The 15,499-nt window shown below is 62.2% G+C and carries 20 protein-coding genes; 11 read left to right on the top strand and 9 right to left on the bottom strand.

Annotation, left to right across the window (positions count from 1 at the left end; translation table 11 throughout):
- Nucleotides 1-46: 46 nt before the first annotated feature.
- The 4 genes from Q0799_RS13255 to Q0799_RS13240 are packed head-to-tail and all read right to left on the bottom strand — an operon-like array spanning nucleotide 47 to nucleotide 4,523.
- The gene (locus tag Q0799_RS13255) at nucleotides 47-1,480 is read right to left on the bottom strand and encodes an ATP-binding protein (protein WP_298399141.1); all 1,434 of its coding nucleotides are present in this window, start codon (nucleotides 1,478-1,480) and stop codon (nucleotides 47-49) included.
- Nucleotides 1,467-2,165 (bottom strand): winged helix-turn-helix domain-containing protein, encoded by a 699-nt coding sequence (locus Q0799_RS13250; RefSeq protein WP_298399139.1) that lies wholly within the window; start codon nucleotides 2,163-2,165, stop codon nucleotides 1,467-1,469. The genes Q0799_RS13255 and Q0799_RS13250 overlap by 14 nt, the downstream gene beginning before the upstream one ends.
- Nucleotides 2,166-2,175: 10 nt before the next feature.
- Nucleotides 2,176-2,397 carry a hypothetical protein gene (locus Q0799_RS13245; RefSeq protein WP_298399137.1) on the bottom strand — a complete coding sequence of 74 codons (222 nt, stop codon included), beginning with the start codon at nucleotides 2,395-2,397 and terminating at the stop codon, nucleotides 2,176-2,178.
- Nucleotides 2,394-4,523 carry an EAL domain-containing protein gene (locus tag Q0799_RS13240; RefSeq protein ID WP_298399134.1) on the bottom strand — a complete coding sequence of 710 codons (2,130 nt, stop codon included), beginning with the start codon at nucleotides 4,521-4,523 and terminating at the stop codon, nucleotides 2,394-2,396. The genes Q0799_RS13245 and Q0799_RS13240 overlap by 4 nt, the downstream gene beginning before the upstream one ends.
- Before the next feature lie 123 nt (nucleotides 4,524-4,646).
- Here Q0799_RS13240 and Q0799_RS13235 point away from each other — a divergent pair, with 123 nt between their 5' ends.
- Nucleotides 4,647-5,159, top strand: a complete 513-nt coding sequence (locus Q0799_RS13235) for a disulfide bond formation protein B (RefSeq protein WP_298399132.1) — start codon at nucleotides 4,647-4,649, stop codon at nucleotides 5,157-5,159.
- 59 nt (nucleotides 5,160-5,218) lie between these two features.
- On the opposite strand, the gene rpmG is transcribed toward Q0799_RS13235, so the two are convergent.
- From rpmG to radC, 3 genes are all read right to left on the bottom strand, one after another.
- Nucleotides 5,219-5,389 (bottom strand): 50S ribosomal protein L33, encoded by a 171-nt coding sequence (gene rpmG, locus Q0799_RS13230; RefSeq protein ID WP_028994601.1) that lies wholly within the window; start codon nucleotides 5,387-5,389, stop codon nucleotides 5,219-5,221.
- A gap of 17 nt (nucleotides 5,390-5,406) precedes the next feature.
- The gene (gene rpmB, locus Q0799_RS13225) at nucleotides 5,407-5,640 is read right to left on the bottom strand and encodes a 50S ribosomal protein L28 (RefSeq protein WP_028994602.1); all 234 of its coding nucleotides are present in this window, start codon (nucleotides 5,638-5,640) and stop codon (nucleotides 5,407-5,409) included.
- Nucleotides 5,641-5,720: 80 nt separating this feature from the next.
- Complete coding sequence (radC, locus tag Q0799_RS13220; RefSeq protein WP_298399128.1) at nucleotides 5,721-6,401, bottom strand: DNA repair protein RadC; 681 nt, start codon at nucleotides 6,399-6,401, stop codon at nucleotides 5,721-5,723.
- 50 nt (nucleotides 6,402-6,451) lie between these two features.
- Here radC and coaBC point away from each other — a divergent pair, with 50 nt between their 5' ends.
- The 3 genes from coaBC to Q0799_RS13205 all read left to right on the top strand — a co-directional run bounded on the left by coaBC (nucleotide 6,452) and on the right by Q0799_RS13205 (nucleotide 8,760).
- Entirely contained in the window at nucleotides 6,452-7,642 is a 1,191-nt protein-coding gene (coaBC, locus tag Q0799_RS13215) for a bifunctional phosphopantothenoylcysteine decarboxylase/phosphopantothenate--cysteine ligase CoaBC (protein WP_298399125.1), read from the top strand.
- Complete coding sequence (gene dut, locus Q0799_RS13210; protein ID WP_298399123.1) at nucleotides 7,642-8,091, top strand: dUTP diphosphatase; 450 nt, start codon at nucleotides 7,642-7,644, stop codon at nucleotides 8,089-8,091. The genes coaBC and dut overlap by 1 nt, the downstream gene beginning before the upstream one ends.
- Nucleotides 8,092-8,163: 72 nt before the next feature.
- The gene (locus tag Q0799_RS13205) at nucleotides 8,164-8,760 is read left to right on the top strand and encodes a c-type cytochrome (RefSeq protein WP_298399121.1); all 597 of its coding nucleotides are present in this window, start codon (nucleotides 8,164-8,166) and stop codon (nucleotides 8,758-8,760) included.
- A gap of 65 nt (nucleotides 8,761-8,825) precedes the next feature.
- Here Q0799_RS13205 and Q0799_RS13200 read toward each other — a convergent pair whose 3' ends face one another.
- Both Q0799_RS13200 and Q0799_RS13195 read right to left on the bottom strand, forming a co-directional pair.
- Nucleotides 8,826-10,103 carry an NAD(P)/FAD-dependent oxidoreductase gene (locus Q0799_RS13200; protein ID WP_298399119.1) on the bottom strand — a complete coding sequence of 426 codons (1,278 nt, stop codon included), beginning with the start codon at nucleotides 10,101-10,103 and terminating at the stop codon, nucleotides 8,826-8,828.
- 13 nt (nucleotides 10,104-10,116) lie between these two features.
- On the bottom strand, nucleotides 10,117-10,419 hold the full coding sequence (locus Q0799_RS13195) for a c-type cytochrome (RefSeq protein ID WP_298399116.1): 303 nt from the start codon (nucleotides 10,417-10,419) through the stop codon (nucleotides 10,117-10,119).
- 192 nt (nucleotides 10,420-10,611) lie between these two features.
- Between Q0799_RS13195 and Q0799_RS13190 the strand changes: the two genes are divergently transcribed.
- From Q0799_RS13190 to soxX, 7 genes are all read left to right on the top strand, one after another.
- The gene (locus Q0799_RS13190; RefSeq protein ID WP_298399114.1) at nucleotides 10,612-10,947 is read left to right on the top strand and encodes a metalloregulator ArsR/SmtB family transcription factor; all 336 of its coding nucleotides are present in this window, start codon (nucleotides 10,612-10,614) and stop codon (nucleotides 10,945-10,947) included.
- 29 nt (nucleotides 10,948-10,976) lie between these two features.
- Nucleotides 10,977-12,323: a sulfite dehydrogenase gene (gene soxC / locus Q0799_RS13185; protein WP_298399112.1), complete on the top strand. Its 1,347-nt coding sequence runs from the start codon at nucleotides 10,977-10,979 to the stop codon at nucleotides 12,321-12,323.
- On the top strand, nucleotides 12,307-13,098 hold the full coding sequence (locus Q0799_RS13180; protein WP_157272454.1) for a cytochrome c: 792 nt from the start codon (nucleotides 12,307-12,309) through the stop codon (nucleotides 13,096-13,098). The genes soxC and Q0799_RS13180 overlap by 17 nt, the downstream gene beginning before the upstream one ends.
- Before the next feature lie 26 nt (nucleotides 13,099-13,124).
- The gene (gene soxY / locus Q0799_RS13175) at nucleotides 13,125-13,589 is read left to right on the top strand and encodes a thiosulfate oxidation carrier protein SoxY (protein WP_028994610.1); all 465 of its coding nucleotides are present in this window, start codon (nucleotides 13,125-13,127) and stop codon (nucleotides 13,587-13,589) included.
- Nucleotides 13,590-13,619: 30 nt separating this feature from the next.
- Nucleotides 13,620-13,934 (top strand): thiosulfate oxidation carrier complex protein SoxZ, encoded by a 315-nt coding sequence (gene soxZ, locus Q0799_RS13170; protein WP_245580512.1) that lies wholly within the window; start codon nucleotides 13,620-13,622, stop codon nucleotides 13,932-13,934.
- A gap of 110 nt (nucleotides 13,935-14,044) precedes the next feature.
- Complete coding sequence (gene soxA / locus Q0799_RS13165) at nucleotides 14,045-14,857, top strand: sulfur oxidation c-type cytochrome SoxA (protein ID WP_298399108.1); 813 nt, start codon at nucleotides 14,045-14,047, stop codon at nucleotides 14,855-14,857.
- Nucleotides 14,858-14,867: 10 nt separating this feature from the next.
- Entirely contained in the window at nucleotides 14,868-15,473 is a 606-nt protein-coding gene (soxX, locus tag Q0799_RS13160; protein ID WP_298399106.1) for a sulfur oxidation c-type cytochrome SoxX, read from the top strand.
- Nucleotides 15,474-15,499 lie beyond the last annotated feature (26 nt).

Below are 15,499 nucleotides of genomic sequence, written 5' to 3'. Positions count from 1 at the left end.
GACCGGTAACCTTGCTCGCTTGATCAATGACGAACTGTAACCGCGCCTACTGATGGGCCTGCCAGGTTAGCGTGAAGCGTGCGCCACCCAGCGGGCTGCTGCTGGCGAAGGCGGTGCCGCCATGCAGTTCGAGGACGCGGCGGGCAATGGCCAGCCCCAGTCCGTAACCGCCGGTCGAACGGTCGCGCGAGCGGTCAAGGCGGGTGAAGGCAGAAAAGATGTGCTCCCGTTCTTCCTCGGGGATGCCGATGCCGTCGTCGTCGACGTGGATGGCGATGCGCTCGCCGAGCATTTCTGCGCTGACCCGGATCTCCCGGCTGGCGTACTTGAAGGCGTTGCGCAGCAGGTTGCGCAGGGCGTAGGGCATGGCCTTGCGGTCGAGGTCAATGTGCAGGTTGTCGGGCAGGGCAGCGGTATCGACGGTGACCTGGAGTTGCCGGCCGAGCAGGCGAACGGAATCGACTTCGTCGGCCAGCCATTCGGCGAAGCGGACGCTGGAGAAGTGGGCTTCCGGCGCTTCCCGTTCGAAACGGGCATAAGTCAGGCTGGTATCGATCAATTGATCGAGTTCGTCGAGGTCGGCCTCCATCATCGCCCACAGGCGCCGGCGTTCGTCGATGTCATCGGTTTCCGAGAGCATTTCCAGGGCAAAGCGCATTCGTGCGATGGGGGTGCGCAATTCGTGGGAAATGCCGCAGGAGAGTTCGCGGTGTGTAGCCAGCAACTGGCGCACGCGTTCGGCCATGCTGTTCAGCGTGTCGGCCAGCGGTGAGAAAAGCTGGGTCTGAACGACCGTGCTGCCGATATCGAAATTGCCGTCACCGAAATCCCGGGCGCTCTGGCGCAGGGTTTCCAGGTCGCGCCAGACCGGACGTACCCAGAACCACAAGGCGATGGCGAAGATCACCCCGATCAGGCTCCAGGTCAGCAGGCGCAGGCGGAGATCCAGCGGCAGGCCGGTGCTTTCCTCGGGGTTGCGGCTGGCCGACAAAGGCCCAACCACCAGCACCTTGCTGGTGTTGCCTAGGCGGTGATACATCACGTCGTGGTCGTGGGCGATGGCGATATCGCCGGCATCCAGTTTGGCGACCTGGGCGCTGGTCAGGCGCGTATCGAGCGTGCGCCGCTCGACGATGCCGAGTTTGTAGGAGAACTTGCCGTCGATTTCCTCGATCCGGCGCTCCCATTGCCGGCGCGGGTGGCGAAACAGTTCGTCTTCGATCAGGGTGATCGTGCCGCGCATGAAGCGCCGGGCATAATCGTCGGTAATGCCCTGCTGCGCGGTCGAGATGATGAAGTCGGCGGTGAAGGCAATGGCGACGAAGGAGCCCATCGCCAGCAGATAGAAGTTGAGGAACAGCTTGGACAGGCTGTAGCGTCCGCCGCGCCAGCGCGGCAGGCTGCCCCGGAACAGCGATCGGGCCAGGCCCTGGCGCCCGGGGGGCGCGTTGTCCGGCGTATCCGGCTCAGTTCCAGTCATGTTTGCTGAACAGGTAGCCTTTACCGCGGACGGTCTTGATGCGGGTCGGGTTTTCCGGGTCGTCGTTCAGCTTCTTGCGCAGGCGGGAAATGCGCGCGTCGATGGAGCGGTCGAGGCCGTCGAAACCGATGCCGCGCAGCTCCTGCAGCAGGTCGTCGCGGGACAGGACGTTGCCGGCGTGCGAGGCGAGCAGCCAGAGCAGATCGAATTCGGCGGTGGTCAGGTCGATGCTCTGACCGTTCAGTGTGGCGGTGCGGGTGGCCTGGCTGATGCGGAACTGGCCGAACACCTGACTGTCGCCGGTATCGGTGTCGCCGGGCGTCGGCAGGCGACGCAGCAGGGCCTTGATGCGGGCGAGCAGGACGCGGGGTTGTACCGGTTTGGCGATGTAGTCGTCGGCACCGAGTTCGAGACCGAGAATCTGGTCGAAATCCTCATCGCGTGCCGTCAGCATCAGGATCACGCCACGGTACTGCTGGCGCACGGCGCGGCAGACCTCGAAGCCGTCCTTGCCGGGCAGCATCACGTCAAGAATCACCAGATCCGGCTGCTCGGCCAGTATCCGGGTTTCGGCAACATCGCCGCGGGCCTCGATGGCGACATCGAGGTCGTTGCGGGAGAGGTATTCGGCTGTCAGCTCAGCCAGGCGTTCATCGTCTTCGACGAGCAGGATGCGCGTAGTCATGCGCGCAAGTTTAACCACCCCGGCGGCGACGGTCCACTGGTAGTGCCGGCGGCACGCTGACGATCAGCGCATCGCCGCCGGGCAGGGCGACGACCAGCGTTTCGCTCTGCTGGTCCCGGCAACGATAGACATGGCTGCCGTCCATGGCTTCGGCGGACAGGATGTCGCGCTGGGCCAGGTAGTCGGCGAGTTCGCCACGGTCTACGTGCCGGTAGTCCAGTTTCTGCTTCATGTTTTGTCGAGATCGCCCAAGCTGCGTTTCTTGCCGAGCATCAGGCTGAATTCGCCAACCGGGACCGGGCGGCTGAACAGGTAGCCCTGGATTTCGTCGCAACTGAATTCGCTGAGCAGCTTGAGCTGGTCGCGGGTTTCGACGCCCTCGGCAATGACCTTGATGCCCAGTTTATGGGCCATGGCGATGACCGCGTGGGCGATGGCCGCATCGTCCTTGTCCTGGTGGATGTCGCGCACGAAACTGCGGTCGATCTTCAGCGTGTCGATGGGGAAGCGCTTCAGATAGGACAGGCTGGAGTAACCGGTGCCGAAATCGTCGAGTGAAATCGTCGCACCCAGCTTTTTCAGTTCACGCAAGGTGACCAGGGTGTTTTCGACGTCGTGCATGACCATGCTTTCGGTCAGCTCGAAGGCCAGGCGACCGCCATCGACCCCGGTTTCGTCGAGAACGTTGCGGATGGTGGCGGACAGGTCGTCCTGGCGGAACTGGCGGGCCGAGAGGTTGATCGAAATCTTCACCGGGGGCAGGCCGGCTGTCTGCCAGTCGAGAATGTCTGTACACACCTGGCGCAGCACCAGTTGGCCGAGCGGGATGATCAGGCCGGTATCTTCGGCCAGCGGAACGAATTCGCCGGGCTGGATCATGCCGATGCGCGGATGCTGCCAGCGCACCAGTGCCTCGGCGCCAACAATGTTGCCGCTGCGCAGGTCGACCAGCGGCTGGTAGTAAACCTGCAGTTCGTCGCGTTCGAGCGCCCGGCGCAGGTTGCCTTCCATGTCCAGGCGATCGATTGCCATGTGCGTCATTTCCGGCGCGTAGAAACGGTAGTTGTTGCGGCCGTGCTCCTTGACCCGGTACATGGCCACGTCGGCGTTGCGCAGAAGGATTTCGCCGTGATCGCCGTCGCGCGGGTAGAGTGCGGCACCGACCGAGGCAGTGACGAAGATCTCCTTGCCTTCCATGATGAAGGGCTGGTTCAGCGAGCGCAGGATCTTGCCGGCGACGATGGACAGATCGTCGGCCGACTGCAGGCGACCGATGACGACGACGAACTCGTCGCCGCCCAGGCGGGCAACGGTATCGGTGTCGCGCACGCTCTGGTTCAGCCGGTGGGCGACCGATTTCAGCAGTTCGTTGGCCGGCGAGTGGCCGAAGCCGTCGTTGATCAGCTTGAAACGGTCGAGGTCGAGCAGCAGCACGCCGACCATCAGCCCGTCAGCCCGCGCCTGGGCGAGCGCCTGGGCAATGCGGTCATTGAGCAGGTTGCGGTTGGCCAGTCCGGTCAGCGCATCGTGATTGGCGTGGAATTCCAGTTGCTGCTCGTAGCTGATCCGCTCGCTGACGTCGTTGAGGATGCTGACGAAATGCGTGGTCATGCTGCCGCTCTCGTCGCGAACCGGGGCGATGAACAACTCGTTCCAGAACAGCGAGCCATCCTTGCGGTAATTGCGCAGGATGGCGTGGGCTTCGCGCCGGCAACGCAGGGCTTCGCGGATGGTGCCGAGGCCGCGCTGGTTGAAATCGTCGCGGACCAGGAAGCGGCCGCTCTGGCCGATCACTTCTTCGGCGCTGTAGCCGGTGATGCGTTCAAAGGCCGGGTTGACGTAAACGATGGGGTGGTCGAGCTGGGTCGACGAGGTGATCATGACGCCGTTGAGGCTCGATTCCATGGCCCGGGAGAGCTGGCGCAGGCGCGATTCCATCTGCTGGTTGGCCTCGTCCTGGCGAATCTGGAGCAGGGTCTCGCCGATGCTGTCGGCGATGATCTGGAGGGCCAGGCGCTCTTCGGCAGTAAAATTGCCGCTGGCAGATTCGACGTACAGTTCGCCTTTGCCCTGGTGTGCATCCTTCCAGGTCAGCTTGAGGCCGGCGGCTTTTGCTTTTGCCGCCGGTGCGTCCGGTGGGTAACTGGCCGCCCGTTGCAGTTTGGCCTTGCCGGGCTTGTCGATGCTCCGTGGCTGGATGTCCAGGCTGGCGCTGCGAAAGCCGCCGGTTTCCACCAGCAGGCGGCATTGCTGCTGTAGCATCGCGGTTTCGTCGCCGGTCTGATGGCGTGCCGTATTGCTCGCCGCGAGCAGGGCGAGCAGACGCTGGTTCTCAGACGGGTGAGAAGGAGTTGGCAAAACTTGTCTCCGCTATGAAAGTGGTTGCCTGAAGGCTTTTTGTAACATTCTGCCGGCGGATGTGCGGTTTTTGCAAGATGTTTTGCGAATTGTTGTGTTAATTGTCACTTTTGGAGAGTTTTGATGTTCCGTTTGCTGAGCAAATGTGTCGCTTGCTATCCGTTGCGGGCCTGGTTCGGGGCGTTGGGGGCGGGCTGCATCGGCGTGGCTTTTGCCGGCCTGCAGCTGCAGACCATGTTGAGCCTGGCGCCTTGTCCCTACTGCATCTTCCAGCGCCTGCTCTACCTGCTGATCGGCGTGCTCGCCCTGCTCGGGCTGATGATGCCGGTGGCCGGTCTGTTCTGGCTGGGCGCCATCGCCCTGCTGGCGTTGCTGGGGCTGGGTGTTGCCGCTTATCAAAGCTGGATGCAGGCCTTTCCCGACCTGGCACCCGAATGCAGCTTCACCGACCCCAACCTGATCGAGCGCCTGGTGGACATGCTGGGCATGCAGTGGCCGTCGCTGTTTCTTGCCACCGGTTTCTGTACCAGCAAGGAGTGGGTGTTTCTCGGCCTGTCGATGGCCAACTGGTCGGTCTTTTTCTTCGCCGGCGTGATCGTCTATGTGCTGCTCCTGATGAAACATCCGGGGCGTTGATCGAGGCGTAGAAAAACAAAAACCCGCCAGCGGCGGGTTTTTTGTCGAGCGTGAAGTGCTTACTTCAGCTTCACTTCCTTGTAGGCCACATGCTTGCGGGCCTTCGGGTCGTACTTCATGAATTCCAGTTTTTCAGGCGTCGTGCGCTTGTTCTTGGAAGTGGTATAGAAGTGACCGGTACCTGCAGTGGATTCCAGCTTGATCTTTTCGCGACCGCCTTTGCTAGCCATTTTTCAGTTCCTCTCGATTAGATTTCGCCGCGGGCGCGGAGATCGGTCAGGATGGCATCAATGCCCTTCTTGTCGATCAGACGCAGACCGGCGTTGGAAACGCGCAGGCGAACAAAGCGGTTCTCGCTTTCGACCCAGAAGCGACGATACTGCAGATTCGGCAGGAAGCGGCGCTTCGTTTTGTTATTGGCGTGGGAAACGTTGTTCCCAACCATCGGGCCTTTACCCGTTACTTGGCAGACTCGCGCCATGATGGTGCTCCAGAATTTGCTAGAAGAAAGCCCGCGATTTTATCCGGAACATCTTTATGGATCAAGTGTTTTTTCGTTGGCTAGAGTAAACCGCGCTCGGCAAATGAGAGCGGCCGGGCGTTGCCGGCAACGATGAAATGGTCGAGTAGCCTGACGTCGACAAGGGTCAGCGCTTCACGCAGGGTGCGGGTGAGCATTTCGTCGGCAGCCGAAGGTTCGGCAACGCCCGACGGGTGATTGTGCGCCAGGATCACTGCGGCGGCGTTGCGGGCCAGCGCCTGTTTGACGACTTCGCGGGGGTAAACCGAGGTCTGCGTAAGCGTTCCGGTAAACAATACCTCACTGTGCAGCAAGCGGTTCTGGGCATCGAGCCACAGGGCCATGAACATTTCCTGCTGGCTGTGCGCAAGTTTCAGGCGCAACCAGTCGCGGACGGCGCCGGGCGAGGTGAAGTTGTCGCGCTCTTCCATTTCCTCGTTCAGCGCCCGGCGCGCCAGTTCAAAACTGGCTTGCAACTGGGCGGCCTTGGCGATGCCGATGCCGGGAACGCAGGCGAGTTCCTTGATTGACGCGCTGACCAGGCGGCCGAGTTTGCCGTCGTGTCGGTGGAGCAGGTCGCGGGCCAGGTCGACCGCGCTTTTTCCGCGGACGCCGACGCGCAGGTAGATGGCCAGGAGTTCGGCGTCCGACAGCGCCTGTGGGCCGCCGGCCAGCAGCCGTTCGCGCGGGCGCTCCCGTTGTGGCCAGTCTGTGATCGCCATGAGCCCGACTCCAGTAGAATGTGGCAGCGATCATTTTAGCGAATATGACTATGGAATTGAATGGCAAGCGCATCGTGCTCGGTGTGACCGGCGGCATTGCTGCCTACAAGGCGGCCGAACTGCTCCGCCTGCTGGTCAAGCAGGGCGCCGAAGTTCAGGTGGCGATGACCGAAGGCGCGACCCGCTTCGTGACGCCGACGACTTTCCAGGCCTTGTCCGGCAAGCCGGTGTACGTTGATCAGTGGGACGCGCGGATGCCGAATGCGATGGCGCACATCGACCTGTCCCGGCAGGCCGACCTGATCGTGGTCGCACCGGCTTCGGCAGATTTCATGGCGCGCATCGCCAACGGCATGGCCGACGACTTGCTGGCGACCATGGTGCTGGCACGCGATTGTCCGCTGCTGCTGGCGCCGGCGATGAACCGCCAGATGTGGGAGAACCCGGCCACGCAGCGCAATGTCGCCCAGCTCGTCGCCGACGGCATCGGCATGGTCGGGCCGGCCAGTGGCGTCCAGGCCTGCGGCGAGACCGGGCCGGGTCGGATGCTCGAGCCCGAGGAACTGCTCGATGCCATCGTCGATTTCTTCGTGCCCAAGCGACTGGCCGGTCGTCGGGTGCTGATCACCGCCGGGCCGACTTTCGAAGCCATCGATCCGGTCCGCGGCATCACCAATCTGTCGTCCGGGCGCATGGGTTACGCCATCGCCCGCGCCGCGCGCCAGGCCGGTGCCGAGGTGACGCTGGTCTCCGGTCCGGTGGCCCTGGCGGCGCCGCAGGGGATTGAGCGTATCGATGTGCGCAGCGCTCTGGACATGCACGCCGCCGTGATGGCGCGGGCGGCCTCGGCCGATATTTTCATTGCCGTGGCGGCGGTTGCCGACTATCGCGTGGCCAATGCCGCCGAGCACAAACTGAAAAAAGATCACGGCGGAGTGCCGGCCATCGAGCTGGTCGAGAACCCGGATATCCTGGCCGAGGTTGCCGCGCTGGCCGACGGGCCGTTCTGCGTCGGTTTCGCCGCCGAGAGCCAGAATCTGGAAGCCTATGCGCAGGCCAAGCGGCGCAAAAAGAACGTTCCGTTGATCGTCGGTAACCTGATCCAGGACGGCTTCGGCGGTGACGATAATCGGCTGGTCCTGTTCGACGACCAGGGCAGCCACCCGCTGACGCCGGCCAGCAAATCGGCGCTGGCCGCGCAGCTTGTTGACCACATTGCCAAACTGACAGGACCCAACTGATGCACCGTATCGACGTCAAGATTCTCGACTCCCGCCTCAACGACAATCCGCCGCATTACGCGACGCCGGGTTCCGCCGGCCTCGATCTGCGCGCCTCCCTCGACGCGCCGCTCGAACTGTTGCCCGGGCAAACCGTTCTGGTGCCGACCGGCATGGCCATTCACCTGGCCGATCCCGGATTGGCGGCGATGATCCTGCCGCGTTCCGGCCTCGGTCACAAGCACGGGATCGTGCTCGGCAACCTGGTCGGCCTGATCGACAGCGATTACCAGGGGCAATTGATGGTTTCGGTCTGGAACCGTAGTTCGGCCGCCTTCACCATTTCCCCGTTGGAGCGGATTGCGCAACTGGTCATCGTGCCGGTGCTGCAGGTGGCTTTCAATGTCGTCGACGATTTCGCCAGCAGCGATCGCGGCGAGGGTGGCTTCGGCAGTACCGGGCACGCATGAGGGGCTTGAAAGGCGGATGTAAGCAAATTACGATTTAATGATCTACTTTTGAAGCGAGAAAACGGGGGGATCATGAACAAGTTTTTTGCTGGCTTTGCCCTGGCGGCGGCTGTTGTCGCACCGGTACAGGCTGACGACATGGCGCGCGCGGAGGAAATCGTGTCCGGCCGCTGCTTCCTGTGCCACGGCATGGAGGGCGAGGCTGCCAGCGCCGTCTTCCCGCGCCTGGCAGGGCAGCACTGGGAGTACACCGCCAAGCAGTTGGCCGAGTTCAAGTCGGGCAAGCGCAAGAGCGATACCATGCAGCCGCAGTCCGAGGACCTGACGCCCGCCGAAATGAAGGCGATCGGTCGTTACTTCGAGGCCAAGCAGGTCCCGGGGCGCGAGGTCAAGGATGCCGAACTGGTGGCGGTCGGCAAGTTCATCTTCCATCGCGGCAACCAATTCACCGGTCTGCCCAGCTGCGCCAGCTGTCATGGCGTCAAGGGGCACGGCACGCCGCAGCTGCCGCGTCTGGCCGGCCAGCATCCGCGCTACACCGAAGATCAGATCAAGCTGTTCAATACTCGCGAGCGGACCAACGACAATGCGGTCATGCACACCGTGGCCTCCAAGTTGTCGGAACTGGAAACGCACGCGGTCGCGGCCTACATCGCCACGCTCGACTGATTTTCACGAGCGGCAGAAAAAAAAGGCCACCCGTTCGGGTGGCCTTTTTCATTGTTGCGCAGCGATCAGGCCAGCATGTCGGCCCAGATGTTCTTCGCCCAGCCCATCGCGGCCTTGCCTTCCAGTTCGTTGCGGGCGGCGGAGACGCCACCGGCGCCCTTGACCGGCTGCACCAGCTTGGTGGCAGCGTCGTACTGGTGGATCGAGGCGACGTGGATGGCGTTCTTGGCATCGACGAAGCTGTAGCAGGTGTTCATCACCACCGGCGTCGGGTTCGGCGCCTGGCCGGCGAGCAGGTTGATGATTGCAGCGGCCGTCAGCTTGCCGTGCTGGTTGGCCATGTGACCGGACTTGGGCATGGTCGGCGCCGGGAAGATGGCGTCGCCGATGACATGCACGCCCGGCGTGCTGGTGGATTCCATCGACAGCCAGTCGACATCGACCCAGCGATTGTTGATCAGCTTGATGCCCGATTGTGCGGCGATGTTGCCGGCGCGGTGCGGCGGGATGATGTTGAGCACGTCGGCCTTGAACTTGTCGAATTCGAGGATGGCGGTGTTGCTGGCCACCTCGACGTCCTTGACTTCACTGTTCGGACGGTACTCGATCACGCCCTTGTACAAGTCGTTCCAGGCCTTGACGAACAGGCCCTTCTTGGATTGCACGTCCTCGTTGGCGTCGAGGATGACGACCTTGGACTTGGGCTTGCTCTTCTTGAAGTAGTCGGCGACCACGCAGGCGCGCTCGTACGGTCCCGGCGGGCAGCGGTACGGTGCCTTGGGAATGGCGATGGCGAAGGTGCCGCCGTCCTTCATGGCTTCGAGCTGCTGGCGCAGGGTGACGGTCTGCGGGCCGGCCTTCCAGGCGTGCATGATCTTTTCCTGGGCGGCGGCGTTGTTCAGGCCGGGGATCTGGTCGAACATGAAGTCGATGCCCGGCGACAGAACGACGCGGTCGTAGCTCAGGTCGCCGCCCTTGGCCAGCTTGACCGAACGCTTGGCGGTGTCGATGGCGAGCACGTCGTCCTGGAGCACACGGACGCCCCATTTGCTCTTCAGGTTGTCGTAGCTGACCGTGATGTCTTCCATCGACTTCGTGCCGGCGATCACCAGGTTGGAGATCGGGCAGGAGACGAAGGCCGGATTGCGTTCAATCAGGGTGACCTGGACGGAGCCTTCGCTCCACATGCGCAGGTACTTGGCCACGGTGGCGCCGCCAAAGCCGCCACCGACGACAACCACGTGTCCGCCGGCCTTGTTGCCGGCAGCGCAGCCATACAGGGATGCCATGGCGCCTGCGGCGGCACCGGCTTTGAGGAAGTCACGTCGTTTCATCAGCATCATTTTCATTTCCCCCTTATTTCTGCGCTGCGTAGTAGTCGGCGATCAGGCTAAGTTGCTCGTCGGTGTAGCCCTTGGTGATCTGATGCATGATCGAGGCGGGTTTGTCGCCGCTCTTGAAATCGGCCAGTTTCTGCAGCAGCTTGGCCTTGCTTTCGCCGGCCAGCGAATCCATGCCGGCGCCGGGGACGGCCTTGCCGTTGGTGCCGTGGCAATTGGCGCAGGTGGCGGCCAGGTTGCGGGCGAGATTGGGATCGGCGGCATGTGCACCGGCCGAAGCCAGCAGGCAGACGGCGGCGATTGCGGTGAGTCGTTTCATCGAGACTTCTCCTTCCTCTGGGTATTGTCGATTTGAGCGTGGACGCCCGGATTTTTGGATGTTTTGGCGTCCGCGTGACCGAGAGGGTATAGCAGTTTTCGAATAATTACATGCTGCGTTGCAACAATATTAGTTGTTGACTATATAAATACTCAGTTATACATTGCCGTTGACTTAGATCAATAAAACGACATGGACGAGACTAGCCAAGTATTCGAACAGGTGGCGCACTACTTCAGTCTTCTGGCTGATCCGACGCGTCTGCGCATCCTCTCCAGCCTTTGCGGCGAGGAGCGTCCCGTTCATGAGGTGGTCGACCAGGTCGGCCTGACGCAGGCCAATATCTCGCGGCACCTGAACATCCTTTATCGCGCCGGTGTGGTGGCGCGTCGGCGTGACGGGAATTCCGTGTTCTACCGCGTCATCGATCCGAATTTTGTCGATATCTGCAGGACCGTCAGCATCACGGTAGCCAGCCGTGACATTGGCGAACACCTGGGGATAAAGACCGAGCGTTGCAGTACTTGAAGTCAATCGAGCGGAGGGGAGAAATCTCTATGGGTGATTTAGCAAAACAACCGGGGCGCCTGCAACGCGCACCGGAAAATTTCCTGACGGAAGATCAGGTCAAGGCCGTTGCCGCGGGACGTCGCAATTTCCTGCGCAAAAGTTTCATGGCGGCGGGGGCCGCGATGGCCGCGCCGCTGGCAGCGCGTGCCGCCGAGGGCGATCCGGCAATTCTGAATCTACCGGACTGGAGCAAGCAACTGGGCATGCCGGTGGCAATGAATCCCTACGGGCAGCCGTCGAAGTACGAGAGCCAGCTGTTGCGTCGCGAGTCGCCGGGCCTGACCCGCGTGCCGCAGGCCTCGGTGTCGTTTACGCCGCTGCAGGGCTTGTTCGGCATCATCACGCCGTCCGGCCTGCATTTCGAGCGCCATCACCAGGGCTGGGTCGATGTCGATCCGTCCGTGCATCGTCTGATGATCAACGGTTCCGATCCGGCTTTCCTGAAAAAGCCCAAGGTCTACACCATGGACGACCTGATGCGCCTGCCGTCGGTGTCGCGCATCCACTTCATCGAGTGCGGCGCCAATACCGGTCTCGAATGGGGTAACGTCGCCGTGCCGACGGTGCAATACACGCACGGCATGCTGTCCTGCTCGGAATTCACCGGCGTGCCGCTCAAGCTGCTGCTGGAAGATTGCGGCGTCGATTACAAGAAGGCCCGTTATGTGCTGGCCGAGGGCGCCGACGGTTCGTCGATGACCCGTACCATCCCGATGGAAATGGTCGAGAACGGCGAAGTGTTCGTCGCCTACGGCATGAACGGCGAAATGCTGCGGCCGGAAAACGGCTACCCGCTGCGCCTGGTGGTGCCGGGCGTGCAGGGCGTGTCCTGGGTCAAGTGGCTGCGCCGCATCGAAGTCGGTGACAAGCCGTACGCGACCAAGGACGAGGCAGTGCATTACATCGACCTGATGCCGGACGGGATGCACCGTCAGTACACGTCGATCCAGGAGTGCAAGTCGGTCATCACCACGCCGTCCGGCGGTCAGCGTCTGCTGGAGAAGGGCTTCTACAACGTCAGCGGCATCGCCTGGTCGGGTCGCGGCAAGATCACCCGCGTCGATGTTTCCTTCGACGGCGGCATCAACTGGCAGCAGGCGCGCATCGAAGGTCCGGTCCAGAACAAGGCCTTGACCCGTTTCAACATCAACTGGGTGTGGGACGGCAAGGAAGCCATGCTGCAGTCGCGCGCCATCGACGAAACCGGTTACGTTCAGCCGACCTACGGCCAGTTGCGCGCGGTGCGCGGCTCGAAGTCGATCTATCACAACAATGCCATCCAGACCTGGAAGGTCGAGCAAAGCGGGGAGATCAGCAATGTCCAGGTTCTCTAAGTCCATTCTCGTTCTGGCCACGGCGGCCATCGCCAGCAGCGCTTTTGCCTTTGACAGCTACAAGGGTATCGGTCGTCAGGCCACGCCGGCCGAGGTCAAGGCCTGGGATATCGACGTCCGCCCCGATTTCAAGGGGCTGCCCAAGGGATCGGGTAACGTCCAGGTCGGCAACGATCTGTTCGAGGAAAAGTGCGCCTCCTGTCACGGCAGCTTCGGCGAGTCGAACGAGGTGTTCACCCCGCTGATCGGCGGTACCACCAAGGACGACATCAAGAACGGCCGGGTCGGTGGTTTCCTGACCGACAGCATTCCGCAGCGCACCACCTTCACCAAGGTGTCGACCATTTCCACGCTGTGGGACTACATCTACCGCGCCATGCCCTGGACCGAGCCCAAGTCGCTGAAGCCGGACGAGGTGTACGCCATCCTCGCCTACTTCCTGAACCTGGCGGAAATCGTTCCGGACAACTTCGTGCTGTCCGACCAGAACATCGCCGAGGTCCAGAAGTTGATGCCCAACCGCTACGGCATGACTACCGACCACGGCATGTGGCCGGGCGCGCCGGCAGCCAAGGGCGGTATCGGCAATGGCGGCAAGCCGGATGTGACCAACGTGGCGTGCATGAAGAACTGCAAGAAGGAAGTCAAGGTAGGGTCGGTGCTGCCGGGTTACGCCCGTACGGCACACGGCAATCTGGAAGAGCAGAACCGTACGTTCGGTCCTGTCCGCGGTGTTCGCACCGTGGATGGTCCGGCGCACAAGTCCGGGCATTGATCCCCAATTCAACGAGAGGAGAAGTCATGAACAATCAACGTCGTAATGTACTCAAGACCGGTACCGGTGCCGCCGTTCTCGGCGCGCTGGCCGCTGCCGGCATGATCCCGAATGTCGCCCTGGCCGCCTGGAACAAGGCTGCCTTCGAAGCCAAGAGCATGGCCGATACGCTGAAGGCGCTCGGCGCCGTGCAGCCGGCCGACAGCAGCGATGTTCAGGTCACCGGCCCGGATATCGCCGAAAACGGTGCCGTGGTGCCGGTCGGTGTCGATTCCAAGATCGCCGGCACGACCATGGTCGCGATCCTGATCGACAAGAACCCGAATGCCCTGGCGGCCAGCTTCATGCTCCCGGCAGGGACCGAAGCCAACGTGCAGACCCGGGTCAAGATGGGCCAGACCTCGAACGTCTACGCGCTGGTCAAGGCCGGCGACAAGTTCTACATGGCGACCAAGGAAATCAAGGTCACCCTCGGCGGCTGCGGCGGCTGATCGGATCAACAGGCATTCAAGGAGATAAACATGTCTACGAAACCCATGCGTATTCGCGCCTCCGTCAAGGACGGCGTCACTGAAGTCAAGGCGCTGATCGCGCACGAAATGGAAACCGGCCAGCGCAAGGACGCGAACGGCGCCGTGATTCCGGCCTGGTTCATCACCGAACTGACCGCCACGCACAACGGCAAGCCGGTCCTGGTTTCCGAGTTCGGTACCGCGGTCTCGAAGAACCCCTATCTGGCCTTCCGTTTCAAGGGCGGCGCGGCCGGCGACAAGATTGCCATCAGCTGGAAGGACAACAAGGGCGAGTCGCGCACCGACGAGGCTGCCATCGCCTGATGTCGCAATGCCTGGCGGACGGTCGGGGGTGGCCGGCTGTCCGTCTGCATCCCGGTCAAACGGCGACAGACCAGTGACCGGCAAAACACACATAGTGAACGGAGGAGTTCATGGTAATCCGACAGAAATATCTTGTCGCTGCGCTGGCCGTCGGGCTGGCGGGCGCACCGTTGCTCGCCGCAGCCAGCGACGATCTGCTCGAAGGCATCAATGCCTATCGTGAGGCACTGGCCGACGGCAATCCGTCCGAACTGGTCGCCGCCGAAGGCGAAGAGCTCTGGAAAACCCCGCGCGGTCCAAAAAGCGCCTCACTGGAAAAATGCGACCTCGGCCTCGGGCCGGGCGTGGTGAAGGGCGCATCCGCCCAGTTGCCGCGCTACTTCAAGGATACCGGCAAGGTCCAGGATCTCGAGACGCGCCTGATGACCTGCATGGAAACCTTGCAGGGGCTGGACTCCAAGGCTGTGGTCAATGCCGGCTGGCTGAAGGGCGAAAAGGAGAAGATGGCGGCGCTGGTTGCTTACATCGTGACCGAATCGAACGGCCAGAAGATCAAGATCGACATGCGCCCGCCGCAGATGAAGAAGATGTACGAACTCGGCAAGCTGGCTTTCTACCACCGTGCCGGTCCCATGGACTTCTCCTGTGCGACCTGCCACGGCGACCAGGGTAAACGCATCCGCATGCAGGAACTGCCTGATCTGCGTACCCAGGAAGGTGCCGCCGCCGGCTGGGGAAGCTGGCCGGCCTACCGGGTATCGAACGGTCAGTTCTGGACCATGCAGCATCGTCTCAACGACTGCTACCGGCAGCAGCGCACGGCCGAGCCGATCTACGGTTCCGACGTGACCATCGCCCTGTCCGTCTATCTGGCTGCGACGGCCAATGGCGGCAAGGTCATGACCCCCGGTATCAAGCGCTAAGGAGGCGAACATGAAGAAGATCAGCACACTGGCAGTATTGCTGCTCGCCCTGCCGGGCGCCTGGGCCGACCAGGGGGAAACCTATGCCGAGTTCAAGGCGATGATGGATCGCTCCTTCAAGACGACCGGCATTGCCGCCAAGCATCGCATGTACCAGCTGGATTTCCAGAAGGAATGCTCGCAGGAAAAGCAGCCGCCGAAGGCGGTGATGGACCGGATCGAAGCCGAGCAGATGAAGACCATCCGCTACCCGGCCGACGGCAAGTATTTCGGCGACTGGAAGGAGGGCGAGAAGATCGCCGTCAGCGGTCGTGGCTTGACCTGGACCGACAAGACTCCGGACAACAACGGCGGCGGTTGCTACAACTGTCACCAGATGAGTCATCACGAAGTGTCCTACGGCACCATCGGTCCCAGCCTGCTGGAGTACGGCAAGGTGCGCGGCAGTTCCGAGGACATCGTCAAGTACACCTGGGGCAAGATCTACAACGCCAAGGCTTACAACGCCTGCAGCAACATGCCGCGCAACGGCGATGCGGAAATCCTCACCGAGCAGCAAATCAAGCATTTGATGGCCTTCCTGTTCGATCCGAACTCGCCGGTCAACAAAAAATAACCTTGCGTGACTTTCCCGGCCGGGTT

This window comes from uncultured Azonexus sp. (assembly GCF_937982035.1).
GTDB lineage: Bacteria > Pseudomonadota > Gammaproteobacteria > Burkholderiales > Rhodocyclaceae > Azonexus.
Note: the sequence above shows the minus strand (reverse complement) of the source record. Positions and strands in the feature narration are given on the sequence as shown.